This is a genomic window from Actinacidiphila polyblastidii, from assembly GCF_036353415.1.
In the GTDB taxonomy this organism is placed as follows: Bacteria; Actinomycetota; Actinomycetes; order Streptomycetales; family Streptomycetaceae; genus Actinacidiphila; species Actinacidiphila polyblastidii.
Genome location: NZ_JAZEWV010000017.1, coordinates 53,281 through 76,987, shown reverse-complemented (window position 1 = coordinate 76,987; position 23,707 = coordinate 53,281). Strand labels below are relative to the sequence as shown.

Sequence of the window (23,707 nt, the reverse complement as noted above, 5' to 3'; positions counted from 1 at the left end):
CCGGGAGGCCGGGCGGTGAGGGTTGGGGCCCCAGGGCAAGGGCCGCCGCCGGCGTTCCGGGCCCGGCCCGGTCTAGGTGGTCATCGGGTGTCGCCGCCCTCCGGAGCGGCCGCGGCGCGCCCGGCCTCCAGGCGGGCGACCGGGATCCTGAAGGGCGAGCAGGACACGTAGTCCAGCCCGACCTGGTGGAAGAAGTGGACGGACTCCGGGTCACCGCCGTGCTCGCCGCAGACGCCGAGCTTGAGGTCGGGGCGGGTCGCCCGGCCGTCCGCGGCGGCAGAACGGACCAGGGAGCCCACGCCGTCCCTGTCGATGGTCTCGAAGGGCGAGACCCCGAAGATCCCCTTCTCCAGGTAGGCGGTGAAGAAGCTCGCCTCCACGTCGTCGCGGGAGAAGCCCCACACCGTCTGGGTCAGGTCGTTGGTGCCGAAGGAGAAGAACTCCGCGGCCTCGGCGATCTGACCGGCCGTCAGGGCGGCGCGGGGCAGCTCGATCATGGTGCCGATGGCCAGCCTCAGCCGCGTCCCGGTGGCCGCCTCGACCTCGGCGACCACCGTGGCGGCCTCGTCCCGTACGATCTCCAGCTCCTGCACGGTGCCGACCAGCGGGATCATGATCTCCGGCCGCGGGTCGCCCTTGGCCGCCAGCCGCTGCGCGGCGGCCTCGGCGATGGCCCGCACCTGCATCGCGAACAGGCCGGGGATGACCAGCCCGAGGCGCACCCCGCGCAGGCCCAGCATCGGGTTCTGCTCGTGCAGCTTGTGGACCGCCTGGAGCAGCCGCAGGTCGTTCTCGTTGGGGTCCTTGCGGGACTCCGCGAGCGCCACCCGTACCGACAACTCGGTGATGTCCGGCAGGAACTCGTGCAGCGGCGGGTCCAGCAGCCGTACGGTGACCGGCAGTCCGTCCATCGCCTCGAACAGCTCGATGAAGTCGGCCTTCTGCAGCGGCAGAAGCGCCCCGAGCGCCTCCTCGCGCTCGGACTCGGTGTCGGCGAGGATCAGCCGCTCCACCAACTCCCGCCGCTCGCCGAGGAACATGTGCTCGGTGCGGCACAGCCCGATACCCTGCGCGCCGAACCGCCGTGCCCGCAGGGCGTCTTCGGCGTTGTCGGCGTTGGCCCGCACCCGCAGCCTGCGCACCCGGTCCGCGTAGGCCATGATCCGGTGCACGGCCTGGACCAGCTCGTCGGCCTCCTCCGCGCCGGCGTGCATCCGGCCCTCGAAGTACTCGACGACCGGCGAGGGGACCACCGGGACCTCGCCGACGTACACCTTGCCGGTGGAGCCGTCGATGGAGACGAGGTCGCCCTCCTCTATCACCACGGTTCCCCTGCCGTCGGGGGCGGTCGCGGTGAGCCGGCGCCGCTTGGTGTCGACCTCCAGCTCCTCGGCGCCGCACACGCAGGTCTTGCCCATGCCGCGGGCGACCACCGCCGCGTGCGAGGTCTTGCCGCCGCGCGAGGTGAGGATGCCCTCAGCGGCGATCATGCCGTTGAGGTCGTCGGGGTTGGTCTCGCGGCGGATCAGGATGACCTTCTCGCCGGACCGGGACCACTTGACCGCGGTGTACGAGTCGAAGACCGCCTTGCCGACGGCCGCACCGGGCGAGGCGGCGATGCCCCAGCCGATCCGGCGCGCGCCCGCCTCGTCGGCGGCGCCGTCGTCGAACCGCGGGAACATCAGCTGGGCCAGCTGGGCCCCGCTGACCCGCTGCAGCGCCTCCGCCTCGCCGATCAGCCCCTGGTCGACCAGCTGGGTGGCGATCCGGAAGGCGGCCGCGGCGGTCCGCTTGCCGACCCGGGTCTGCAGCATCCACAGCTGCCCGCGCTCGATGGTGAACTCGATGTCGCACAGGTCCTTGTAGTGCGTCTCCAGCGTCCCCATGATCGACATCAGCCGGTCGTACGACGGCTTGTCGAGGGTCTCCAGGTCGGCGAGCGGCACGGTGTTGCGGATGCCGGCCACCACGTCCTCGCCCTGCGCGTTCTGCAGGTAGTCGCCGTAGACGCCCTGGTGGCCGGAGGCGGGGTCGCGGGTGAAGGCGACGCCGGTGCCGGAGTCGGGGCCGAGGTTGCCGAAGACCATCGAGCAGACGGTGACGGCGGTGCCGAGGTCGTGCGGGATGCGCTCCTGGCGGCGGTAGAGCTTGGCGCGCTCGGTGTTCCAGGAGTCGAAGACCGCGCGCACCGCGAGGTCCATCTGCTCGCGCGGCTCCTGCGGGAACTCGCGGCCGGCCTGCTCGGCGACGATGGCCTTGAAGCCGTCGACGAGCTGCTGGAGGTCGGCGGCGTCCAGGTCGAGGTCGCTGTCGGCGCCCTTCGCGCGCTTGGCCTTCTCCAGAGCCTCCTCGAAGAGCTCGCCGTCCACGTCGAGGACCGTCTTGCCGAACATCTGGATCAGCCGGCGGTAGGAGTCCCAGGCGAACCGCTCGTTCCCCGACTGCTGGGCGAGGCCGGCCACCGAGGCGTCGGACAGGCCGATGTTCAGGACCGTGTCCATCATGCCGGGCATGGAGAACTTCGCGCCCGAACGCACCGACACCAGAAGGGGGTTGTCGGGCTGGCCGAGCTTCTTGCCCATCTTCTGCTCCAGCGCGTCGAGGTGCGCACCCACCTCGTCGCCCAGCGCGGACGGCTCCTTGCCCGACTCCAGGTAGACCTTGCACGCCTCGGTGGTGATGGTGAAGCCGGGGGGTACCGGCAGCCCGAGGTTGGTCATCTCGGCGAGGTTCGCACCCTTCCCGCCGAGCAGGTCCTTGAGGTCCTTGTTGCCCTCAGTGAAGTCGTAGACGAACTTCTGTTTCTTCTGACGTCCCGACACGGTCTTCGACTCCCTCGCCGTCCTCGCGTACTGCGATGCCCTGACGGCGGGGAGCGTACCCATCTCGAAGGCCCGCCAGTACGTCCGCCACCACGACACACGGTCGCAACCGCCCGTCTGCCGACAGATCGAAAGTCGGAGGCCGGACAGGCCGGTGCGGGAGTGGGTTCACGAGTCGAACGGAAGACGGCGCAGAGCGAAGGCGTCCGGCCCATTCCGCCACGCTGCGTGACGGTGGGGGTCGTCGGGTGGACGCAAGCAGGTGGCACTGCGTGCCGTGCATTCGAGAGGTGCGACGCTCTTCTGTGCGCTCATCTGAGTGCAACCCCTATCAAGCGTGGCGTGAATCACGCCCCGTCCAGCGCGACCGTGGACACCTGGTCTCACCGCTCGGACGCCGCCCGGACGCCGGACCGCCGCCGGACCGCCGCCGGGCGGCCACCGGGCGGATGCTGACGGGACCGTCAGCCGCCGGAGGTGTCGGACTCCGCGTCCTCCGTCAGCGCCGCGCAGGCGTACGGGTCGTCGAGCCAGCCGTCCGGAAGCACCACGCGCTTGCCGGGGGCGGTGCGCCCGCGCGGGCCGTCGGCGTGCGCGGGCCAGGGCTGGTCGGCGTCCAGCGCGCCGAGGTGCTCGTCCAGCTCGGCCAGCGAGGACGCGGTGGCCAGCGCGCGGCGCAGGTCGGAGCCGACCGCGAAGCCCTTGGTGTACCAGGGCACGTGCTTGCGGAAGTCGACCACGCCGCGGGTCTCGTCGCCGAGCCACTGCCCGAGCAGTTCGGCGTGCCGCCGCATGACGACGGCGACCTGCCCGAAGTGCGGCCGGGCGGGACTCGCCTCGGAAGGACCGCCGCCCTCGAAGGCGGCGACGAGGTCGCCGAAGAGCCACGGCCGGCCGAGGCACCCGCGGCCGACGACCACGCCGTCGCACCCGGTCTCGCGCATCATCCGCATCGCGTCCTCGGCGCACCAGATGTCGCCGTTGCCGAGCACCGGGATCTCCGGCACGTGCTCCTTCAGCCGGGCGATGGCGTCCCAGTCGGCGGTGCCGCCGTAGTGCTGGGCGGCGGTGCGGCCGTGCAGCGCGACGGCGGTGACGCCCTCGTCGACGGCGATCCGTCCCGCGTCGAGGTACGTCAGGTGGTCGTCGTCGATGCCCTTGCGCATCTTGATGGTGACCGGCAGGGGGCCGGCGTTGCCGACCGCCTCGCGGAGGATCTCGCGCAGCAGGTTCCGCTTGTACGGCAGCGCGCTGCCGCCGCCCTTGCGGGTGACCTTGGGCACCGGGCAGCCGAAATTGAGGTCGATGTGGTCGGCGAGGTCCTCGTCGACGATCATCCGCACCGCCCTGCCGACGGTCGCCGGGTCCACCCCGTACAGCTGGATCGAGCGCGGCGTCTCAGTCGCGTCGAAGTGGATCAGCTGCATGGTCTTCTCGTTGCGTTCGACCAGCGCGCGGGTGGTGATCATCTCGCTGACGAACAGGCCCTTGCCGCCAGAGAACTCCCGGCACAGCGTGCGGAAGGGGGCGTTGGTGATCCCCGCCATCGGGGCGAGCACCACCGGCGGCTGCACGGTGTGCGGGCCGATCCGGAGGGTGCCCGTGAGCGGGCGGTCCAGGGTGGCTTCAGCGGTCATGCGGACCATTGTCCCGTACCCGGTCGGACTCCGTGCGTATTACTTGTACGATAGCAATGATTCCACTCGTACAATCATTGGAGCCACCACTCATGTCGGAGCTGTCGTATCGGCGGCGCATGCTCGTCCTGGCGATCTGCTGTATGAGCCTGCTGATCGTCAGCCTCGACAACACGATCCTCAACGTGGCCCTGCCCTCGATGCAGCGCGACTTCCACACCAGCGTCTCCGGGCTGCAGTGGACCATCGACGCGTACCTGCTGGTGATCGCGTCGCTGCTGCTGCTCTCCGGGTCCACCGCCGACCGGGTCGGGCGCAAGCGGATCTTCCAGGCCGGGCTGGTGCTCTTCACCGTCGGCTCGCTGCTGTGCAGCCTGGCGCCCGGCCTCGGCTGGCTGATCGTGTTCCGGATGGTGCAGGCGGTCGGCGGCTCGATGCTCAACCCGGTGGCGATGTCGATCATCACCAACACCTTCTCCGACGCCCGCGAGCGGGCCCGCGCGATCGGCGTGTGGGGCGGCGTGGTCGGGATCAGCATGGCGGCCGGGCCGATCGTCGGCGGCGCGCTGGTCGAGTCCGTCGGCTGGCGCTCCATCTTCTGGATCAACCTGCCGGTGGGCCTGGCCGCGCTCGTGCTGACCGCCCGCTTCGTCCCCGAGTCGCGCGCCCCGCGGGCCCGCCGGGTGGACCCGGTCGGGCAGCTGCTGGTGATCGTGCTGCTGGGCACGCTGACGTACGGCATCATCCAGGGCTCCGAGGCCGGCTGGACGTCGCCGCTGATCGTCGGCTGCTTCGTGCTCGCCGTGCTGGCCGTCGCCGGGCTCGCCGGCTACGAGAGGCGCCGCGTCGATCCGCTGATCGACATCCGGTTCTTCCGCAGCGTCCCCTTCGCGGGCGCGACCGTCATCGCGGTGTGCGCCTTCGCCGCGCTCGGCGGCTTCCTCTTCCTCAACACCCTCTACCTGCAGAACGACCGCGGGCTCTCGGCGCTGGACGCCGGCCTGTACATGGTGCCGATGGCGCTGATGTGCCTGGTCTTCGCGCCGCTGTCGGGCCGGCTCGTCGGCACCCGCGGGCCGCGCCTGTCGCTGGTGCTGGCCGGCGTGACGATGACCGCGAGCGGCGTGCTGCTGGCCGCGCTGGACGCGCAGTCCTCGAACACGCTGCTCTTCACCTCCTACGTGCTGTTCGGCATCGGCTTCGGCCTCGTCAACGCGCCGATCACGAACACCGCGGTCTCCGGCATGCCGCGCACCCAGGCCGGTGTGGCCGCCGCGGTGGCCTCCACCAGCCGGCAGGTCGGGCAGTCCCTCGGCGTCGCCGTGCTCGGCGCCGCACTGGCCGCGGGCCTGCACGCCGGGGCGTGGTGGATCATTACCGGATGCGGCGTCGCCGTGCTCGTGCTCGGCGTGCTGACCACCGGCCGCTGGGCGCGCGGCACGGCGGAGCGCACGGCGTCCCAACTGATGGCGCCGGAGTCGGACGGGGTACGGGTGACGGTGAGCGCATCATGACGACGAGAACGCAGGCGGCGGCCGGTCCGGCGCCGGAGGCGCAGGGCGAGGCCGCGGCCGCGGCCGCCGCGGAGCGGGTGTGGCGCAACCTGCGCGCCCTGGTGCTGGAGCAGAACGAGGGGCGCAAGGCCATCGCGGAGGCGCTCGGCATGAGCTTCTTCCGCGCCAAGGCGCTGCGCCGGATCGCGGCGCGGCCCTCCCGGATGAGCGAGCTGGCCACCGAACTCGGCACCGACCGCCCCTACCTCACGCTGATCGTGGACGACCTCGCCCGGCGGGGCCTGGTGGAACGCCACCAGCACCCCGCCGACCGCCGCTGCAAGATCGTGACGGCCACCGCCGAGGGCCGGGCCACCGCCGCCCGCGCCGACGCCATCCTCGGCACCCCGCCCCCCTCCCTGCGCACCCTCACCCCCGACGACCTCGCCGCCCTCGACCGCATCACCTCAGCGCTTGCGGCGGGCGGCGGCTGAGGCGGTGGGGCAGGTCGGGGGCGGGGAGGGCGGGGCGGGGGTGCGGGCGGCGCGGACGGCCACGGTGGCGCACAGCGCCGCGAGGGGGAGTTCGGCGACGACGGCGAGGACGACCGCGAAGGCGAGGTCGGAGCCGGTGGAGGTGGTGGTGTCGAACCAGGCGTCGACCAGCAGCAGGGTGGCGGTCATGGCCGCGGCCGCGGTGCGCAGCGGGTGGCGGCGCAGCACCAGCAGGCCGGTGGCGATCAGGCCGACCGACTCCATCGCGTCCAGCCCGACCCAGGCGAGCGTCTGCGAGGACAGCGTCAGGGCGAGCAGCACCAGCCAGGGCAGCAGTAGGACTCCGCCGCCCAGCAGGACGTAGGCGGGCCAGCGGCGCGGGGCCCGGGTCGGGGCCACCGGGGCGCGGCGGGGCAGCGGGAGGGCGATGACCTCGGCGGGGCCGACTTGCTCGGGCAGGCGTCGGGCGGCGGTGGTACGCCGGGAGGAGGCCGGCCGCCTCGCGCCGGCGGGGCCGGAGCGGGGCAGTTCACTCACGGACATGACCGTCTCCTTCCCGCTGCTGCCGCAGGGAACAACGCCGGCAGGCCCCGGACTCTTCCGGGGGCCCGCTGTGACCCGCACAACGCCGCGGGCGGCCGGCCCGGTGCGGGGCGCGAACCCGCCGCCTGCCGCTTCCGGCCGCCGCCGGCGCCTCCCCCGCCGCTACCGCACCGCGCGCGGCAGACGCAGGCTCAGCGCCGCGGTGACCGCGGCCGCGACGAGCTGCGCCAGCAGCGCCCAGACCAGCGCGTCCCGCACGCCCACCGAGCCGGACAGGGTCAGGAAGAGGGTGCCGAGGGTGGCCACGCCCAGCGCGAGGCTGGCCTGCTGGGTGGTGGCCATCGCGCCGCCGCCGACCCCGGCCTGCGCGGGCGGCACCTCGCTGAGCACGATCCGGATCACCACCGGCAGCACGAAGCCCTGCCCGAAGCCGGCCACCGCCATGCCCGGCGCCAGCGCCCACACGCCCAGGTGCGGCCAGCCCCAGTAGAACGTGCCGGCCAGCACCAGCAGGCCGGCGCCCTGGACGAGGGAGCCCGCGGTCACCGTCGAGCGGCCGAAGCGGGCGACGGTGCGCGGGCCGAGCAGCGAGGCGACGAAGAACGCCGCGCACAGCGGGACCAGCGCCGCACCCGCGGCCAGCGCCCCGAAGTGCAGGCCGTCCTGCATGGCCACCGCGAGCACGAACATGAACCCGCCGAAGCCGAGGCAGAACGGCAGGATCAGCAGCAGTCCGCTGCGCACGCTGTGCAGCCGGACCAGCGACGGCGGCAGCAGCGGGCTGCCGCCGGTCCGCTCGCCGCGCATCTCGACGGCGACGAACGCGGCCGCGGCGAACGGCGACAGCGCCAGCAGCACCCACGACCACAGCGGCCAGCCCGCCGCCCGGCCCTCGGTGAGCGGCAGCAGCAGCGCGACCAGCGTGACGGCGAGCAGGACGGTGCCGGAGCGGTCGATCCTGGCCGGGTTCTGCGAGCGGGTCTCCGGCACCGACTTCAGCGCCAGGCCGAGAGCGACCGCCGCCACCGGCACGTTGACCAGGAAGATCGCCCGCCAGCCGCTGCCCGCGATGTCCGCGGAGACCAGGACGCCGCCGAGCACCTGCCCCACCACGCTGGCCACGCCCGCGGTCGCGCCGTAGTAACTGAGCGCCTTGCCGCGGCTGCTGCCGGAGGTCGCGGCCTGGATGGTGGCCAGCACCTGCGGGAGCAGCAGCGCGGAGGCCGCGCCCTGCGCCACGCGGGCGGCCACCAGGGTCCAGGCGGTGGGCGCGAGGCCGCACGCCAGGGAGGTCACCGCGAAGGCGGCGAGGCCGGTCAGGAAGAGGTTGCGGCGGCCGAACATGTCACCGAGGCGGCCGCCGAGCACCAGCAGGACCGCGTACGCGACCCCGTAGCCCGCCACGACCATCTCCAGCACGGCGGGCCCGGCGTGGAGGTCGCGGTCGATGGTGGGCAGGGCGACGTTGACGATGAAGAAGTCGACCATCGGCAGGGCCGCGCCGAGCAGCACGGTCAGCAGGCCGAGCGCGCTGAGCGCGGGCGCCGTCCCGGTGCCCGCCGGTGAGGCGGGCCGCGCGGAGCCGGTAGAAGTGTTCCGGGTGGGTGCGCCGATGCGGGTCACGCGGGGCAGCACCTGGGCCCGGGATGTCGGGATGTGTTGCGTCGGGTCGGTCACCCGCTCCACGATGGACCTCTTCTCAAGGGGGTACCAGAGAGCGTTTATCCAGGTATACCGACCACCTGGCAACCGGCTGGCCGATAGGGCACCCTGGGAGAATGAGCGCCCCCAGCGAGCAGGCCGCCGACCCGCAGGAGTCCCCCGTGGCCGCGGGCGTCGCGGCCGCCAGCCGCCGCCGCGAGCTGGCGTCCTTCCTGCGCAGCCGGCGCGAGCGGATCCCGCCCGAGCAGGTCGGGCTGCCGCCGGGCCGCAGGCGGCGCACTCCCGGGCTGCGCCGCGAGGAGGTCGCGCAGCTCGCCGCGGTCGGTGTGACCTGGTACACGTGGCTGGAGCAGGCGCGCGAGATCCAGGTGTCCGGCCAGGTCGCGGACGCCATCGCGCGGGCGCTGCTGCTCGACGCGACCGAGCGGCGGCACCTGTTCACCCTCGCCGGGACCCCCGACCCGCACCCGCATCTGAACTGCCCGGGGATGTCCCCCGCGGTCCAGTCGATGCTGGACCAGCTGGAACCGCTGCCGGCCGCGGTGATCAACAGCCGCTACGACATCGTCGCGTACAACCGGACCTACGGGCGGCTGGTCACCGACCTCGACGCGATGCCGCTGGACGACCGCAACCTGATGTGGCTGGCCTTCACCCACCCCGAGTGGCGCGAGCGGATGCTGGACCGCGACGAGAACGTGCGGCTGATGGCCGCGAAGTTCCGCGTCTCGATGGCGCAGCACCTCGCGGAGCCGCCGTGGAAGGAGCTGCTCAAGCGGCTGCGGCAGGAGTCGTCCGAGTTCCGCGAGGCGTGGGACCGGCACGAGGTGCTCCAGCCGGACAGCCACGTCAAGCGCTACCTCAACCGCGAGGTCGGCCTGCTGGCCTTCGACTTCACCCATCTGTGGCTCGGCCCGCAGTCCGGCCCCCGGTTCACCACGTACACCCCGGCGGACGCGGCGACACGGGACCGCCTCGACCGGCTCTACGCGGTGATCCTCGCCGAGGCCGAGGCCGAGGCGTCCGCGGCTCCGCGTCCCCGGGCCGCCGTCGCGGTCTGAGCGGCGCCAGGCCGCCGCGCGGGGCGCGGCCCGCTCAGCCCTTCGCCGGGATCAGCTCGGCCAGCAGCAGCGTCCGGTCGTCCGCCGGGCCGTCCGGCGCGGCGCCGGGCAGCAGCCGGCCGCACAGCGCGTCCAGTTCCCGCTGGTCGTCCTCCGCGCCGGGGACGAGGCCGGAGGCGCCCTCGTCCAGCGCCAGGGCCAGGCGGGCGATCCCGACGTCGATGTCGGTGCCGCGGGACTCCACCAGGCCGTCGCTGTACATCAGCAGCAGCGTGGGCCGCTCGATCCGCAGCACGGTCGGCTCGGCGTGCCAGTCGCCCAGGCCCAGCGGCAGCCCCGCGGCGACCGCCGCCGGCCGCGCCGCCCGGCCGGGCTCGCGGACCAGCGGCGGCGGGTGGCCGGCGGCGACCAGCGTGCAGGTGTGCCGCTCGGCGTCCCACTCGGCGTAGACGCAGGTCGCGAAGGAGGCGCCGGGGGTGTCCTCGGCGAGCGCGTCCAGCCGGCGCAGCAACTCGGCGGGCTCGGTGTCGAGCCCGGCCAGGGTGCGGGCCGCGGTGCGCAGCTGGATCATCGCCACCGCCGCCTCCGGGCCGTGGCCCATCGCGTCGCCGACGATCAGGCCGACCCGGCCGCCCGGCCGCGGCAGCACGTCGAACCAGTCGCCGCCGATCACGTCGTGCCGGCCGGCCGGGCGGTAGCCGTGCGCGACCCGGCAGCCGTCGAGGGTCCGGCCGGTGGCCGGCAGCAGGCTGGTGCGGATGGCCAGCGCGGTGCGCCGCTCGTACTCGTAGCGCCTGGCGTTGTCCAGGGCGACCGCGGCGCGCGCCGCCAGCGACTCGACGGCCGCGGTGTCCGCCGGCGTGAAGGGCGGCAGTTGCGGGCCGCGGGTGCAGGCGACGAAGCCGACCGCGACGCCCTGCAGCCGTAACGGGACGACCAGGAAGGACGCGGTGTGCAGGAGGCTGCGTATCCGGCTGTCCCCCGGGCCTGCGGAGGCGGCCAGCCGGTCGGAGGTGTGGCGGTCGACGGCGTCCAGCAGCTGGGTGCGGCCGGTGGCCAGCGCCCGCGCGTAGGGGGTGTGCCGGGGGAAGACCAGCACCTCGCCGACCGGCAGCGCGCCGTCCGCGCCGGGCGCCTCCGCGCCCAGCCGCAGCGCCAGCCGGCGCGCCTCGACCTGCGGCGGGTCGGCCGGCCCGTGCGCTCCCGCGTCGACCAGCCAGCGCTCCACCAGGTACACCGAGGCCGCGTCGCAGAAGCCGGGCGCGAGCGCCTGGACGACGTGGTCGCCGGTCAACCGGACGTCGAGCGCCGAGCCGATGGCGTCGGCCGCGGGCGAGGCGGCGGGCAGCCGCGCCGAGCGGCCGTCCCCGGCCGGTGCCGGTGACAGGGCCGGGGCCAGGGCCGGGGCTGGGACCGGGACCGGGGCTGGGGCCAGGACCGGGGCCGCGGCCTGCTCACGGAGTTCCCAGGGGTGGGGTCGGTGCGGTTCCCGAGATGCGTGCGCATCCTCGGGCGCCTGCGGTTCGTACGGCAGGGTCGTGCCCTTTCAGGAGAGCCGGCGCGGGCAGCGGGTGCCGCCGCGCCCGGCACGGACGCCCCCGCGCGTGCCCGGACTCCCGAATTCTATGATGATCCCTCAAGTTGCCTTCAAGGGAAGGGGATTGAGGTGGCAGACCGCCAGGCCGTCCCGGACGGCGTGGACCCGTACAAGGCGAGCGTGGCCCGCATCTACGACGCCATGCTGGGAGGTGAGCACAACTACGCCATCGACCGGGAGGCCCTCGCGGCCTTCACCGCGATCGACCCGCAGGTGCGCGCGCTCGCCCGCGCCAACCGCGCCTTCCTGGGCCGGGCGGTGCGCTTCCTGGCCGCCGCCGGGGTCCGCCAGTTCCTGGACCTGGGCTCCGGCATCCCCACCCAGGGGAACGTGCACGAGGTCGCGCAGGCCGTCGCCCCCGGCTCGCGGGTGGTCTACGTGGACAACGACCCGGTGGCGGTCGCGCACAGCACGGCGCTGCTGGAGGGGAACCCGGACGCGGCGGTGGTCAGCGCCGACATCAGGAAGCCGGCCGACGTCCTGTCATCGCCGCGGGTGCGCAAGCTGATCGACTTCGACCGGCCGGTCGGCGTGCTGATGATCACCATCCTGCACTTCGTCACGCCCGACGAGGACCCGGCCGGGCTGGTGGCGGCCTACCGGGACGGCCTGCCGACCGGCAGCTGGCTGGCGATGAGCCACGCGACCGACCAGGACCGGCCGGACACCGCCGCCGCGGTCGGGCAGCTCTACCGGTCCCGCGCGACCTCCCCGGTCACCGCCCGCTCCCACGAGGAGATCGCCGGGTTCTTCACCGGCTTCGAGCTGGCCGACCCGGGCCTGGTGTACGTGCCGCTGTGGCGCCCCGACCCGGGCGAGGAGCTGCCCGCGAAGCCCTCGGAGTTCTGGGTGTACGCGGGCGTGGGCCGCAAGGCGCGCTGAACGCGGCGGGTGCGGACCCCGGAACAGGGCCCGCACCCGCCGATCGTGCGGGGGCCGGGGTCAGCAGCCCAGCAGCCGCGAGCCGAGGTAGCCCTCGACCTGGTCGAGCGAGACCCGCTCCTGCTTCATGGTGTCGCGCTCGCGGACGGTGACCGCGTTGTCCTCGAGGGTGTCGAAGTCGACGGTCACGCAGAACGGCGTGCCGATCTCGTCCTGGCGGCGGTAGCGGCGGCCGATCGCGCCGGCGTCGTCGAACTCGATGTTCCAGTGCGACCGCAGCGCGGTGGCCAGGCCCTTGGCCTTCGGGGACAGCTCCGGGTTGCGGGACAGCGGCAGCACGGCCACCTTGACCGGGGCGAGGCGCGGGTCGAGCCGCATGACCGTGCGCTTCTCCATGACGCCCTTGGCGTTGGGCGCCTCGTCCTCGTTGTACGCGTCGAGCATGAACGCCAGCATGGCGCGGTTGACGCCCGCGGCCGGCTCGATCACGTACGGGAACCAGCGCTCGCCGGCCTCCTGGTCGAAGTACGACAGGTCCTGGCCGGACGCCTTGGAGTGCGCGGACAGGTCGAAGTCCGTGCGGTTGGCGAGGCCCTCCAGCTCGCTGAACTCCTGGCCGCCGAAGTTGAAGCGGTACTCGATGTCCACGGTGCGCTTGGAGTAGTGGCTGCGCTTCTCCGCCGGGTGCTCGAACCAGCGGATGTTCTCCTCGCGCAGGCCCAGGCCGGTGTACCAGTTCCAGCGCTCCTGCATCCAGTACTCGTGCCACTTCTCGTCCTCGCCCGGCTTGACGAAGAACTCCATCTCCATCTGCTCGAACTCGCGGGTCCGGAAGATGAAGTTGCCGGGCGTGATCTCGTTGCGGAACGACTTGCCCATCTGGGCGATGCCGAACGGCGGCTTCTTGCGCGAGGTGGTCTGCACCTGGCCGAAGTTCACGAAGATGCCCTGCGCGGTCTCGGGCCGCAGGTAGGCGGCGGAGCCGGCGTCCTGGGTCGGGCCGAGGTGGGTCTGGAGCATGCCGGAGAACTGCTTGGGCTCGGTGAAGGCGCCCTTGGTGCCGCAGTGCGGGCAGTTGATGTCGGCGAGGCCGTTGGCCGGGAGCTTGCCGTGCTTGGCCTCGTACGCCTCCTCCAGGTGGTCGGCGCGGAAGCGCTTGTGGCAGGAGGTGCACTCGGTCAGCGGGTCGGAGAAGGTCGCGACGTGACCGGAGGCGACCCACACCTCCGGGGCGAGGATCACCGACGAGTCGAGTCCCACCACGTCCTCGCGGGAGGTCACCATCGCACGCCACCACTGGCGCTTGATGTTCTCCTTGAGCTCCACGCCCAGCGGTCCGTAGTCCCAGGCGGCCTTGGAGCCGCCGTAGATCTCGCTGCTCGGGAATACGAAGCCACGGCGCTTGCTCAGGCTGACGATGGTGTCGATCTTGTCGGCGGCCACGGTGCTCTCTTCAGTACGACGAAGCGGTCAGTTGTCCCAGATTACCGGCGGGTGCGGGGCGCATATCAAATCCGTTCCGCGGCCTGCAAGGATTCCGGGGGGCGCCGGGCCCCCGGGCGGGCCGGGAAAGCAGTAGGGTCTTTATTGACAATCGTTTCCATATGACACAATGACGGCCGCGCGGCAGTCCGACCCGCCGACCGACCCCGACCGAGGAGGAACCCGGTGAGCACCGCCAAGCATCCCGTGCAGGGCCGCTCGACCCGGCAGCGCGCCGCCGTCGCGGCCGCCCTCGCGGAGGTCGAGGAGTTCCGCAGCGCCCAGGACCTGCACGACATCCTCAAGCACCGCGGCGACTCCGTGGGGCTGACCACCGTCTACCGGACCCTCCAGTCGCTGGCCGACGCCGGCGAGGTCGACGTGCTGCGCACCGGCGAGGGCGAGGCGGTGTACCGCCGCTGCTCGGGCGGCGGCCACCACCACCACCTGGTCTGCCGGGCCTGCGGCAAGGCCGTCGAGGTCGAGGGGCCGGCCGTGGAGAGCTGGGCGGACGCGGTCGCCGCCGAGCACGGCTTCGCGGACGTCTCGCACACCCTGGAGATCTTCGGCACCTGCGCCGACTGCGCGGCCGCGGCGGGCCGGGCCGGCAGCGCCTAGGACAGGCCCTCGTCGGAGTCGTCCTGGTGGGCGAGCGCGCCGCCGAAGCGGCGGTCGCGCTGCGCGTACTCCAGGCAGGCCCGCCACAGGTCGCGCCGGTCGAAGTCGGGCCAGAGCACGTCCTGGAACACCATCTCGGCGTAGCTGCTCTGCCAGATCAGGTAGTTCGAGGTGCGCTGCTCACCGCTCGGCCGCAGGAAGAGGTCCACGTCCGGCATGTCCGGGTAGTACAGGTACTTCGCGAAGGTCTTCTCGTTCACCTTCGACGGGTCGAGCCGGCCGGACGCGACGTCCCGGGCGAGCGCCTGCGCGGCGTCGGCGATCTCCGCCCGGCCGCCGTAGTTCACGCAGAAGTACAGCGTCATGGCGTCGTTGCCGACGGTCTGCTCCTGGGCCACCTGCAGCTCCTGGACCACCGACTTCCACATCTTCGGCATCCGCCCCACCCAGCGGATCCTGATGCCCAGCTCGTCCATCTCGTCGCGGCGGCGGCGGATCACGTCCCGGTTGAAGTTCATCAGGAAGCGCACCTCGTCGGGCGAGCGCTTCCAGTTCTCGGTGGAGAAGGCGTAGAGCGACAGGTTCTTGACGCCGATCTCCAGGCAGCCCTTGAGCACGTCGAGGACCACGCCCTCGCCGACCTTGTGGCCCTCGGTGCGCGGCAGCCCGCGCTCGGTCGCCCACCGGCCGTTGCCGTCCATCACGACGGCGACGTGCTTGGGCACCAGCTCGCCGGGGATCTTCGGCGGCCGCGCACCCGAGGGATGCGGGTCGGGCGCCCGGTAGGAGCTTCGGGTACGGGCCAGGATCCCGCGACGTGCCATGGTGGTGCTTCTCCTCCGCCGGCTGCTTGTCTTGCCACGTGTGCGCCGCCTGCGCGCACGCCTCCTGCGCGCCTGCTACTTGTCGACGAAACGCAGGCTGCGCAGTCCGCGTTCCAGATGCCACTGGAGGTAGGCCGCGACCAGGCCGCTGCCCTCCCGGCAGTGCCGCGGCTCGCAGGCGTCCGCGGTCTGCCAGTCGCCGCCCAGCAGCGCGCCGAGCAGTTCCAGTGACTCCCTGGAGGGTACGACGCTTCCCGGCACCCGGCAGTCGCCGCAGACGACTCCTCCCGCACCGACCGAAAAGAACCGGTTGGGACCGGCCATGCCGCATTTCGCACAGTCGCCGAAGCTCGGCGCGTAGCCGTTGACGGCCAGCGAGCGCAGCAGGAAGGCGTCCAGCACCAGCCGCGGCTGGTGCTCGCCCGCGGCGAGCGTGCGCAGCGCGCCGACCAGCAGGAGGTACTGCTGGACCGCCGGCTCGCCCTCGTGGTCGGTGAAGCGCTCGGCGGTCTCCAGCATCGCGGTGCCCGCGGTGTAGCGCTCGTAGTCGGTGACGATGGCGCCGCCGTACGGGGCGATGGTCTCGCCCTGGGTGCACAGCGGCAGGCCGCGGCCGATCAGCTCCCCGCCGCGGGCGAAGAACTGCACGTCGACATGGCTGAACGGCTCGAAGCGTGCGCCGAACTTGGACTTGGTGCGGCGCACCCCCCTGGCCACCGCGCGCACCCGGCCGTTGCGCCGGGTCAGCAGGGTGATGATCCGGTCCGCCTCACCCAGCTTCTGGGTGCGCAGCACGATGCCGTCGTCGCGGAACAGACTCATGGGCCCATTCTCGCGTACCGCGCGGCCGGAATGGGCAGTCTCCCGGGATCGGCCCGGACCGGACCGGCCCGGCTCAGTACGCGGTGGCCGCCGCGGCGGTCAGCAGCCGCTCGATGTCGTCGGTGTGCAGCGACAGGCAGCGCCCGACGGCCTCCAGCACCTCGCGCTCGGCGGGCAGGTACGGCCCGTCGGCCAGCGCGATGTGGGCGCCCTCCAGCAGCACCCGCTCGCGCCCCTGCACCAGCAGGTGGTCGGCGAGCGGCTCCAGCGCCTCGTGCAGCTCGATGGAGAGCCAGCTGCCGCAGCCGTCCACCGCCTCGGCGAAGGAGTCGGGGCCGAGCTCCTCGGAGCGGCGGAAGCGGCCCTCGTCGGCGACGATCGCGGCGAGCAGCCCGAGCAGCTGGTCCTCGGTGCAGTCGGTGAAGCCGGCCGCGCGCACCGCGCCGACCGCGGCCTCACGGGCGGGCCGCCCGGCCGAGCCGCCCGCGGTGAGCACCGCGAGCGCGACGGTGTGCACGGCGTCGCGCAGCATCGCGGAGAAGCGGGTGGTGGTGGGCCGCAGCAGCACCTCGCAGGGGTACTGCCGGTGGCAGGCGGTGCACTCCACCACGGTGCCGGCCGGGCCGCGGGCGAGCAGCGGCACGTTGAGCACGGTCAGCCTGCGGGTGCCCGTTCTGCGGTGGTAGGCGCGGTCACCGCCGCAGTCGGGGCAGAAGAACTCACCGTCGTCCTCGGTGTGCCACGCGGTGCGCACACCCCAGATACACAGCCCCAGCTTCATCACGCTGCACCCTCCGGCCGTCTTCGTCCCGGTACGTGCCCGTACCGGGCCTGCCCGGAGGCGGCGGCTCGGCGACGATGCCGTACTGCTCGTGATGTTAGCCACACCGGAGAGCCCCAGTCAGTACCGCGTACGGGGGCAAATTTCGGCCGGCGGCCCCGTCACGGGGCCGCCGGCCGGTTGTCGCGGGGTGCGGGAGGGGTCAGCGGGCCGCGCGGTTGACGGCCGAGACGACCGCCTGCAGCGAGGCGCGGGTGGTGTTCGGGTCGACGCCGATGCCCCACAGCACCCGGCCGTCGATGGCGCACTCGATGTACGAGGCGGCCCGCGCGGAGGCGCCCTCGCTCAGCGTGTGCTCGGAGTAGTCCAGCAGCCTGGCGTCGATGCCGATCGAGGCCAGCGCGTCGAAGAAGGCCGAGATCGGGCCGTTGCCGGTGCCGGTCAGGGTGGTCTCCTCGCCGTCCACGACGGCCTCGACGGTCAGCGCGTCGGTGCCGTCGGAGGAAGTCGAGGAGGAGGCGGAGCGCAGCGCGATCCGGCCCCACGGGTTGTCGGTGGTCGGCAGGTACTCGTCCTGGAAGGCCGACCAGATCTGCGCGGGGGTGACCTCGCCGCCCTCGGTGTCGGTCTTGGACTGGATGATCCTGGAGAACTCGATCTGCATCCGGCGCGGCAGGTCCAGCTTGTGGCCGTTCTTCAGCACGTAGGCGACGCCGCCCTTGCCGGACTGCGAGTTGACCCGGATCACGGCCTCGTAGGAGCGGCCCACGTCCTTGGGGTCGATCGGCAGGTAGGGCACCGCCCACTCGATGTCGTCGACCGTGCCGCCCTGCGCGGCCGCGGTGGCCTCCATCGCCTCGAAGCCCTTCTTGATGGCGTCCTGGTGGGAGCCGGAGAAGGACGTGTAGACCAGGTCGCCCGCGTAGGGGTGGCGCGGGTGGACCTCCATCTGGTTGCAGTACTCGGCGGTGCGGCGGATCTCGTCGATCTGGCTGAAGTCGATCTGCGGGTCGACGCCCTGCGAGAACAGGTTCATGCCCAGCGTGACCAGGTCGACGTTGCCGGTGCGCTCGCCCTGGCCGAACAGGCAGCCCTCGACGCGGTCGGCGCCGGCCATCAGGGCCAGCTCGGCGGCGGCGACCGCGGTGCCGCGGTCGTTGTGCGGGTGCACGGACAGGCACACGTGCTCGCGCCGCGACAGGTTCCGGGACATCCACTCGAACCGGTCGGCGTGCGTGGAGGGGGTGGAGCGCTCCACGGTGGCGGGCAGGTTGAGGATGATCTCGCGGCCCTCCTCGGGCTGCCAGACGTCCATCACGCCCTCGCAGACCTCCAGCGCGAAGTCCAGCTCGGTGTCGGTGAAGATCTCCGGGCTGTACTGGTAGCCGAAGACGGTGTCGTCGCCCAGCAGCTTGTCCGCGTACTCCATGACCAGCCGGGTGCCGTCGACCGCGATCGCCTTGACCTGGTCGCGGCTGCCGCGGAAGACCACCCGGCGGAAGACCGGCGCGGTCGCGTTGTACAGGTGGACGGTGGCGCGCCGCGCACCGCGCAGCGACTCCACGGTCCGCTCGATCAGCTCCTCGCGGGCCTGCGTCAGGACGGAGATCGTCACGTCCTCGGGGATCGCGTCCTGCTCGATGACGGAGCGCACGAAGTCGAAGTCGGTCTGGCCGGAGGCCGGGAAGCCGATCTCGATCTCCTTGTAGCCCATCCGCACCAGCAGGTCGAACATCTCGCGCTTGCGGGCCGGCGACATGGGGTCGATCAGCGCCTGGTTGCCGTCGCGCAGGTCGGTGGACAGCCAGCGGGGGGCCTTGCTGATGCGCGCCTCGGGCCAGGTGCGGTCGGGCAGGTCCACCTGCTCGTAGCGGCCGTACTTGTGGATCGGCATCGCGGTGGGACGCTGGGTGACGGTCGCGGCGGTGATGGGCGTGGCGCGGCCGACACGGTTCTGGCTGGTGCTCATGGGGGCTGGTGCTCCTCGGGGGTCCGCTCGGGACGGCCGACGGCTGGAAACGCCGAAACTCCGCGGGGAGGGGGTCGGCCTACGACTACAGGCCCTCGCCGCGGCAGCTAAGGAGAAGCAGCCCGAAACGCATGATGGGGACGACCATAGCCGTTCCCGTCGCGATCACGCAGCCGATGGGACCTTCCTCTCAGTATGCAAGACGCCGGGGCGTCCGCGGCGCACGGCGTCCCGCGTCCACCTCGCGCCCGCCCGTTCCCTCCTTCTCGTGGATCACGGCGACAGGCAGTGACAGCGAGTGCGGGTCGTGCCACATTGCGCTGCATGGGAGTTTTCTGCACGATCGTGCCGCCGCACGTCCTCGACACCCTCGCCAGGTCCGGCGACTCAGCGCTGTCCGACCCCGCCCGCAGGACGCTGGCGCACGACGCCCGCGAGCGCACGCAGCGCCGGCTGACCACGGTGATCGGGGTGACCGGCACCACCGGCGCCGCCGCCGCCGACCAGCCCCGGCGCACGGTCTACGACGCGAAGCACACCGACACGCTGCCGGGCCGCAGGCTGCGCGCGGAGGGCGCCAGGCCGTCGAAGGACGCGAGCGCGAACCGCGCGTACGACGCGCTCGGCGCGACCTTCGAGACGTACCTGAAGGCGTACGGCCGGCACTCGATCGACGGGGAGGGGCTGCCGCTGCACGCGAGCGTCCACTACCTGAAGGACTACAACAACGCGTTCTGGAACGGCGAGCAGATGGTCTTCGGGGACGGCGACGGCACGATCTTCCTCGACTTCACCATCCCGCTGGACGTGATCGGCCACGAACTGACCCACGGCGTCACCCAGTACAGCGCCAACCTCGACTACTTCGGCCAGTCCGGCGCGCTCAACGAGTCCGTCTCGGACGTCTTCGGCAGCCTGATCAAGCAGTACGCGCTCGGGCAGAGCGCCGAGGAGGCGGACTGGCTGATCGGCGCGGGCCTGCTCGCGCCGGGCGTGCAGGGGCACGCGCTGCGCTCGATGAAGGAGCCGGGCACCGCGTACGACGACCCGCGGCTGGGCAAGGACCCGCAGCCGGCGGACATGTCCGGCTACGTCTCCACCGCGCGGGACAACGGCGGCGTGCACATCAACTCCGGCATCCCCAACCGGGCGTTCTACCTGGCCGCGGCGGCGCTCGGCGGCAACGCCTGGGAGCGGGCGGGACAGGTCTGGTACGACACGCTGACCGGCGGCTCGCTCTCCTCGCACGCCGACTTCGCGGCGTTCGCGGAGGCGACGGCGGCCGCCGCGACGGCCCGCTACGGCGAGGGCGCGGAGGCGGCGGCGGTCAGGTCCGCCTGGTCCGAGGTCGGCGTGGAGCCGGCCGCGGCCGGCTCCGCGGTGCCGCGCCAGCAGCCGGGGGAGCAGCCGCAGCAGGTGTGAGCGCGTGCGGGGCGGCGGCGCGGGAAGGCTCGGGGCAGGACGCGGTGCCGGACCGGGCCGGGAGCGGGCGGGCGGCTGCGGCGTGAGGAGTCGGTGATGCACATCGAGGTGTACCGCACGGGCGGGTTCGCCGGGATCACGCAGCGGCACGCCGTCGACACCGCGGGCCGCTCCGACGGCGCGCGCCTGGAGTCGCTGGCCCGCGCCGCGCTCGCCGCCCCTGCGGCCGAGACCCGGGTGATCCCCGACGGCTTCGTCTACGAGATCACCGTCGACGCCCGGGTGGTGCGCTGCGCCGACCCCCATCTCACCGCCGCGCAGCGCCAGTTGATCAGCGCGGTCCTGCACGAGGGCGCGTAGGGTCCGCCGTCCGGACCTGCGCCCCGCCGGGGCGGACGGCGCCGCGGCGTAGGCTGGCCGCGGTGATCGACTGCGCCGCCTCGCGCACCGCACGCGCGCGGCGGGAACCGGAGGAATCGTGGAATACCTGAAGCTGGGCAGGACCGGTCTCGAGGTCTCCCGGATCTGCCTCGGCTGTATGAGCTACGGCGTCAAGTCCCGCGGCAACCACTCCTGGGTGCTGGAGGAGGAGGACAGCCGCCCCTTCATCCGCCGGGCGCTGGACGCCGGGATCAACTTCTTCGACACCGCCAACGTCTACTCCGACGGCACCAGCGAGGAGATCGTCGGCCGCGCCCTGCACGACTTCGCCCGGCGCGACGACATCGTGCTCGCCACCAAGGTGCACGGCCGGATGCGGCGGGGCGCCAACGGCGGCGGCCTGTCCCGCAAGGTGATCATGACCGAGATCGACCACAGCCTGCGCCGGCTCGGCACCGACTACGTCGACCTCTACCAGATCCACCGCTACGACCCGGTCACGCCGGTCGAGGAGACGATGGAGGCGCTGCACGACGTGGTGAAGGCCGGCAAGGCCCGCTACCTCGGGGCGAGTTCGATGTACGCCTGGCAGTTCGCCAAGCTGCAGCACGCCGCGGAGCGGGGCGGCTGGACGCCGTTCGCCGCCATGCAGGACCACTACAACCTGCTCTACCGCGAGGAGGAGCGGGAGATGCTGCCGCTCTGCGAGGACCAGGGCGTCGGCGTCATCCCGTGGAGCCCGCTGGCCCGCGGCCGGCTGACCCGCCCGTGGGACACCGCGAGCGCGCGCAGCGAGACCGACGAGTTCGGCAAGACCCTCTACCAGGAGGGCGACCGGCACATCGTCGACGCCGTCGCCGAGGTCGCCGCCGCGCGCGGCGTCGCGCCCGCGCAGGTCGCGCTGGCCTGGCTGCTGCGGCAGCCGGCGGTGACCGCGCCGATCATCGGCGCGACCAAGCCGCACCACGTGGACGACGCGGTCGCCGCCGTGGACCTCGTGCTCACCGACGAGGAGGCCGGGCGGCTGGAGGAGCACTACACGCCGCGCGGGATCGCGGGCCACGCGTAGCCCGCTCCCGCGCTGCGGGCGGGCGGGCGGGTCAGGCGGGCGGCGCGGCCTTGCGCAGCACCTCGATGAACGCGCGCATCCACCCCGGGTGGTCGGGCCAGGCGCGGGCCGACACCAGCGTGCCGTCGACGACGGCGTCACCGTCCTCGAACCGGGCGCCGGCCGCCAGGACGTCCGGTTCGAGCGCCGGGTAGGCGGCGGTGCGGCGGCCGTCGAGCAGGCCGGCCGCCGCCGAGATGAGCGGGCCGTGGCAGATCTGGGCGACCGGTTTGCCCGCGCCGAAGAAGTGCTCGACGATCCGCCGCAGGTCGGGGTCGTTGCGCAGGTACTCGGGCGCCCTGCCACCCGGGATGACCAGCGCCGCGTAGGCCGCCGGGTCGACGTCCGCGAAGGCCAGGTCGGCCGGCCAGGTGTAGCCCGGCTTCTCCGTGTACGTGTCGTAGCCGTCCTCGAAGTCGTGCACCACGAAGCGCAGCTTCTTGGCGGTGGGCGCGGCGATCTCCACCGCGTAGCCCTCCTCCGTCAGCCGCTGGTAGGGGTAGAAAACCTCCAGCGACTCGGCCGCGTCCCCGGCCACCAGCAGGATCTTCACCGTCATGTCCCGGCACCGTCCTCTTCCGCGTCGGGTCCGCCGGTTCCGGCGGGCCGCTGTCCACGATCCCCCGCCGCGCCGAAGCGCGCCAGCAGATGCCAGACCTTCTTCAGGTCCTGCGGGTCGTGCCGGCCGGCCCGCGCGGCGTCGCCTATCATCCGCGGGTCGAGGACGCCGTCCTCGGCGAGGGAGGCGCCCAACTCCGTGAACCGCGGGCCGCGGTAGTCCGGGTGGCGGCGCAACTCCTCGACGGTGAGCCGGAATCCGGCATGCCATCGCACCGGGCACGGCAGCGTGCGGGCCGCCGCCTCGACCTGCGTGCCGCGGTGGCTCGGGTCGAGCACCAGCGCCTCGACGTCCCGGTCCAGGCGCACCGGCCCGTGCACGTGCGCCTCGACGTAGTCGTCCAGCCGGTCCCGGCCGCCCGCCTCGGCCAGCTCGACCAGGGCCATCCGGGCGGCGGTGCCGAAGTCGGCGGGCTCCTCCGCGCTGTCCGGATAGCAGAAGGTGGCGCGCGCCAGCGCCTCCCGGGTCAGCCGCAGGTGCGCGGAGCCGAACCGGGGGGCGGCGCCGGCCGGCAGCGAGCGGAAGTCCAGCGCGCCGTACACCGGCCGCTCCGCGGCGGGCCGTTCGTCGTAAGCGCCGCCGAAGATCCGGCTCTCCCACCGCCAGCGGTCACCGCCGGGGTAGGCGGTCAGCCCCCCGTTGCCGGTGCCCGTCACGAACTGCGAGACGTACGTGCCGTCCGCGGCGAGCGCGGCCAGCGTCAGCCACCGCGCCCGCTCCCCCGCCGCCCGCGGCGCGGCCCAGCGGTCGGGGTGGAAGTTCAGCGTCACCCGCGCCCCGCTCCCGACCGGGCCGGCAGCCGCTGCCGACACAGCCGCGACATGGCGCAAGGCGCGCTCGGCCGCGCCGGGTTCCCGCTCTGCGGGCCCGCGGCACTCGGTGTCCGTGGCCACCTCTACGATCCGACCATGAGCATGATCGGAGAATACGTCCGCCTGACGCCGGCCGAACTCGACCGCCTGATCGGCGACGAGCAGTGGGCGGACGGGTTCGTGCACGAGCTGATCGACACCGAACTCGACGAGGAGCCCGAGGCGTCGCAGGCCCGCTGCCACGACACCGACAAGGCGTGGGACGCGCTGCGCTTCCTGCTGCGCCGGGCCGGCTTCCCCGTCGACATCGTGCACGGCGAGCAGTCCGTGCCGTGGGACGAGGACTGGGGCTACGGCCCGCCCCGCTACCTCACCGCGGCCCGCGTCCAGGAGGCCGCGCGGGCGCTCACCGCCCTCTCCCCCGAGCACCTCGTCGAGGGCGTCGCACCGGCCGACCTGGCCGCGGCCGACGTCTACCCCGCCCTGGTCTGGGAGCGCGGCGAATCCCTCGACTACGTCGCCGCCCACTACGAGGCCGTGGCGGTCTTCTTCCAGGCCGCCGCCCGCGACGGCCACGCGGTCCTCGTCTGGCTGGACTGACGGCCGGCGACGGCCGAGCGGCCGCGGCTGCTCACCCCGGACGGGCTGGAAGCACGGCGCGGCGAGCGCGCCGGGCCC

The 23,707-nt window shown here is 73.1% G+C and carries 21 protein-coding genes; 9 read left to right on the top strand and 12 right to left on the bottom strand.

Annotated features, from left to right (window positions below):
• Window positions 1–80 precede the first annotated feature (80 nt).
• Both ppdK and dusB read right to left on the bottom strand, forming a co-directional pair.
• Entirely contained in the window at window positions 81–2,885 is a 2,805-nt protein-coding gene (ppdK, locus tag V2S66_RS20770; RefSeq protein ID WP_330797399.1) for a pyruvate, phosphate dikinase, read from the bottom strand.
• 401 nt (window positions 2,886–3,286) lie between these two features.
• On the bottom strand, window positions 3,287–4,459 hold the full coding sequence (gene dusB, locus V2S66_RS20765; protein ID WP_330797398.1) for a tRNA dihydrouridine synthase DusB: 1,173 nt from the start codon (window positions 4,457–4,459) through the stop codon (window positions 3,287–3,289).
• A gap of 92 nt (window positions 4,460–4,551) precedes the next feature.
• Here dusB and V2S66_RS20760 point away from each other — a divergent pair, with 92 nt between their 5' ends.
• On the top strand, window positions 4,552–5,973 hold the full coding sequence (locus V2S66_RS20760) for an MFS transporter (RefSeq protein ID WP_330797397.1): 1,422 nt from the start codon (window positions 4,552–4,554) through the stop codon (window positions 5,971–5,973).
• Window positions 5,970–6,446, top strand: a complete 477-nt coding sequence (locus tag V2S66_RS20755) for a MarR family winged helix-turn-helix transcriptional regulator (RefSeq protein ID WP_330797396.1) — start codon at window positions 5,970–5,972, stop codon at window positions 6,444–6,446. The genes V2S66_RS20760 and V2S66_RS20755 overlap by 4 nt, the downstream gene beginning before the upstream one ends.
• Here V2S66_RS20755 and V2S66_RS20750 read toward each other — a convergent pair.
• Both V2S66_RS20750 and V2S66_RS20745 read right to left on the bottom strand, forming a co-directional pair.
• Window positions 6,420–6,989 carry a hypothetical protein gene (locus tag V2S66_RS20750; protein WP_330797395.1) on the bottom strand — a complete coding sequence of 190 codons (570 nt, stop codon included), beginning with the start codon at window positions 6,987–6,989 and terminating at the stop codon, window positions 6,420–6,422. The genes V2S66_RS20755 and V2S66_RS20750 overlap by 27 nt on opposite strands.
• Before the next feature lie 162 nt (window positions 6,990–7,151).
• Window positions 7,152–8,612: an MFS transporter gene (locus V2S66_RS20745; RefSeq protein ID WP_413966443.1), complete on the bottom strand. Its 1,461-nt coding sequence runs from the start codon at window positions 8,610–8,612 to the stop codon at window positions 7,152–7,154.
• A 155-nt stretch (window positions 8,613–8,767) separates the two neighbouring features.
• On the opposite strand from V2S66_RS20745, the gene V2S66_RS20740 reads away from it, so the two are divergent.
• Window positions 8,768–9,712, top strand: a complete 945-nt coding sequence (locus V2S66_RS20740) for a helix-turn-helix transcriptional regulator (RefSeq protein ID WP_330797394.1) — start codon at window positions 8,768–8,770, stop codon at window positions 9,710–9,712.
• A gap of 34 nt (window positions 9,713–9,746) precedes the next feature.
• Here the strand turns inward: V2S66_RS20740 and V2S66_RS20735 are convergent, their stop codons facing one another.
• A complete protein-coding gene (locus V2S66_RS20735) occupies window positions 9,747–11,006 on the bottom strand; it encodes a PP2C family protein-serine/threonine phosphatase (protein WP_330797393.1) in 1,260 nt (419 codons plus the stop codon).
• 372 nt (window positions 11,007–11,378) lie between these two features.
• Between V2S66_RS20735 and V2S66_RS20730 the strand changes: the two genes are divergently transcribed.
• Entirely contained in the window at window positions 11,379–12,191 is an 813-nt protein-coding gene (locus tag V2S66_RS20730; RefSeq protein WP_330797392.1) for an SAM-dependent methyltransferase, read from the top strand.
• A 60-nt stretch (window positions 12,192–12,251) separates the two neighbouring features.
• Here the strand turns inward: V2S66_RS20730 and V2S66_RS20725 are convergent, their stop codons facing one another.
• Window positions 12,252–13,634 (bottom strand): glycine--tRNA ligase, encoded by a 1,383-nt coding sequence (locus V2S66_RS20725; protein ID WP_330797391.1) that lies wholly within the window; start codon window positions 13,632–13,634, stop codon window positions 12,252–12,254.
• A gap of 225 nt (window positions 13,635–13,859) precedes the next feature.
• On the opposite strand from V2S66_RS20725, the gene V2S66_RS20720 reads away from it, so the two are divergent.
• Window positions 13,860–14,291: a Fur family transcriptional regulator gene (locus V2S66_RS20720; RefSeq protein WP_330797390.1), complete on the top strand. Its 432-nt coding sequence runs from the start codon at window positions 13,860–13,862 to the stop codon at window positions 14,289–14,291.
• Here the strand turns inward: V2S66_RS20720 and V2S66_RS20715 are convergent.
• The 4 genes from V2S66_RS20715 to leuA form a co-directional block, all read right to left on the bottom strand.
• The gene (locus V2S66_RS20715; RefSeq protein WP_330797389.1) at window positions 14,288–15,115 is read right to left on the bottom strand and encodes an isoprenyl transferase; all 828 of its coding nucleotides are present in this window, start codon (window positions 15,113–15,115) and stop codon (window positions 14,288–14,290) included. The two genes, V2S66_RS20720 and V2S66_RS20715, sit on opposite strands and share 4 nt — an antisense overlap.
• 75 nt (window positions 15,116–15,190) lie before the next feature.
• Window positions 15,191–15,937, bottom strand: a complete 747-nt coding sequence (gene recO / locus V2S66_RS20710; protein WP_330797388.1) for a DNA repair protein RecO — start codon at window positions 15,935–15,937, stop codon at window positions 15,191–15,193.
• 73 nt (window positions 15,938–16,010) lie between these two features.
• On the bottom strand, window positions 16,011–16,718 hold the full coding sequence (locus V2S66_RS20705) for a TerB family tellurite resistance protein (RefSeq protein WP_330797387.1): 708 nt from the start codon (window positions 16,716–16,718) through the stop codon (window positions 16,011–16,013).
• Window positions 16,719–16,920: 202 nt separating this feature from the next.
• Window positions 16,921–18,687, bottom strand: coding sequence for a 2-isopropylmalate synthase (gene leuA / locus V2S66_RS20700; RefSeq protein ID WP_330797386.1), 1,767 nt, complete (start codon window positions 18,685–18,687; stop codon window positions 16,921–16,923).
• 324 nt (window positions 18,688–19,011) lie between these two features.
• On the opposite strand from leuA, the gene V2S66_RS20695 reads away from it, so the two are divergent.
• The 3 genes from V2S66_RS20695 to V2S66_RS20685 all read left to right on the top strand — a co-directional run bounded on the left by V2S66_RS20695 (window position 19,012) and on the right by V2S66_RS20685 (window position 21,559).
• The gene (locus tag V2S66_RS20695) at window positions 19,012–20,109 is read left to right on the top strand and encodes a M4 family metallopeptidase (RefSeq protein WP_330797385.1); all 1,098 of its coding nucleotides are present in this window, start codon (window positions 19,012–19,014) and stop codon (window positions 20,107–20,109) included.
• Between the two features lie 96 nt (window positions 20,110–20,205).
• On the top strand, window positions 20,206–20,469 hold the full coding sequence (locus V2S66_RS20690) for a protealysin inhibitor emfourin (protein ID WP_330797384.1): 264 nt from the start codon (window positions 20,206–20,208) through the stop codon (window positions 20,467–20,469).
• Between the two features lie 118 nt (window positions 20,470–20,587).
• Window positions 20,588–21,559: an aldo/keto reductase gene (locus tag V2S66_RS20685; protein ID WP_330797383.1), complete on the top strand. Its 972-nt coding sequence runs from the start codon at window positions 20,588–20,590 to the stop codon at window positions 21,557–21,559.
• Window positions 21,560–21,590: 31 nt separating this feature from the next.
• On the opposite strand, the gene V2S66_RS20680 is transcribed toward V2S66_RS20685, so the two are convergent.
• Both V2S66_RS20680 and V2S66_RS20675 read right to left on the bottom strand, forming a co-directional pair.
• A complete protein-coding gene (locus tag V2S66_RS20680; RefSeq protein WP_330797382.1) occupies window positions 21,591–22,157 on the bottom strand; it encodes a DJ-1/PfpI family protein in 567 nt (188 codons plus the stop codon).
• A complete protein-coding gene (locus tag V2S66_RS20675) occupies window positions 22,154–23,047 on the bottom strand; it encodes a DUF3626 domain-containing protein (protein ID WP_330797443.1) in 894 nt (297 codons plus the stop codon). Before V2S66_RS20675 ends, V2S66_RS20680 begins: the two co-directional genes overlap by 4 nt.
• Window positions 23,048–23,125: 78 nt before the next feature.
• Between V2S66_RS20675 and V2S66_RS20670 the strand changes: the two genes are divergently transcribed.
• Complete coding sequence (locus V2S66_RS20670; RefSeq protein ID WP_330797381.1) at window positions 23,126–23,629, top strand: YfbM family protein; 504 nt, start codon at window positions 23,126–23,128, stop codon at window positions 23,627–23,629.
• The last annotated feature ends 78 nt before the right edge of the window (window positions 23,630–23,707 follow it).

What these genes read in the sequence shown, in the direction of transcription:
- dusB (WP_330797398.1), bottom strand. Translation starts at nt 4,459, where the DNA reads ATGACCGCTGAAGCCACCCTGGACCGCCCGCTCACGGGCACCCTCCGG.
- V2S66_RS20695 (WP_330797385.1), top strand. Translation starts at nt 19,012, where the DNA reads ATGGGAGTTTTCTGCACGATCGTGCCGCCGCACGTCCTCGACACCCTC.
- leuA (WP_330797386.1), bottom strand. Translation starts at nt 18,687, where the DNA reads ATGAGCACCAGCCAGAACCGTGTCGGCCGCGCCACGCCCATCACCGCC.
- V2S66_RS20715 (WP_330797389.1), bottom strand. Translation starts at nt 15,115, where the DNA reads ATGGCACGTCGCGGGATCCTGGCCCGTACCCGAAGCTCCTACCGGGCG.
- V2S66_RS20740 (WP_330797394.1), top strand. Translation starts at nt 8,768, where the DNA reads ATGAGCGCCCCCAGCGAGCAGGCCGCCGACCCGCAGGAGTCCCCCGTG.
- recO (WP_330797388.1), bottom strand. Translation starts at nt 15,937, where the DNA reads ATGAGTCTGTTCCGCGACGACGGCATCGTGCTGCGCACCCAGAAGCTG.
- V2S66_RS20755 (WP_330797396.1), top strand. Translation starts at nt 5,970, where the DNA reads ATGACGACGAGAACGCAGGCGGCGGCCGGTCCGGCGCCGGAGGCGCAG.
- V2S66_RS20690 (WP_330797384.1), top strand. Translation starts at nt 20,206, where the DNA reads ATGCACATCGAGGTGTACCGCACGGGCGGGTTCGCCGGGATCACGCAG.
- V2S66_RS20670 (WP_330797381.1), top strand. Translation starts at nt 23,126, where the DNA reads ATGAGCATGATCGGAGAATACGTCCGCCTGACGCCGGCCGAACTCGAC.
- V2S66_RS20750 (WP_330797395.1), bottom strand. Translation starts at nt 6,989, where the DNA reads ATGTCCGTGAGTGAACTGCCCCGCTCCGGCCCCGCCGGCGCGAGGCGG.
- V2S66_RS20705 (WP_330797387.1), bottom strand. Translation starts at nt 16,718, where the DNA reads ATGAAGCTGGGGCTGTGTATCTGGGGTGTGCGCACCGCGTGGCACACC.
- ppdK (WP_330797399.1), bottom strand. Translation starts at nt 2,885, where the DNA reads ATGGGTACGCTCCCCGCCGTCAGGGCATCGCAGTACGCGAGGACGGCG.
- V2S66_RS20760 (WP_330797397.1), top strand. Translation starts at nt 4,552, where the DNA reads ATGTCGGAGCTGTCGTATCGGCGGCGCATGCTCGTCCTGGCGATCTGC.
- V2S66_RS20680 (WP_330797382.1), bottom strand. Translation starts at nt 22,157, where the DNA reads ATGACGGTGAAGATCCTGCTGGTGGCCGGGGACGCGGCCGAGTCGCTG.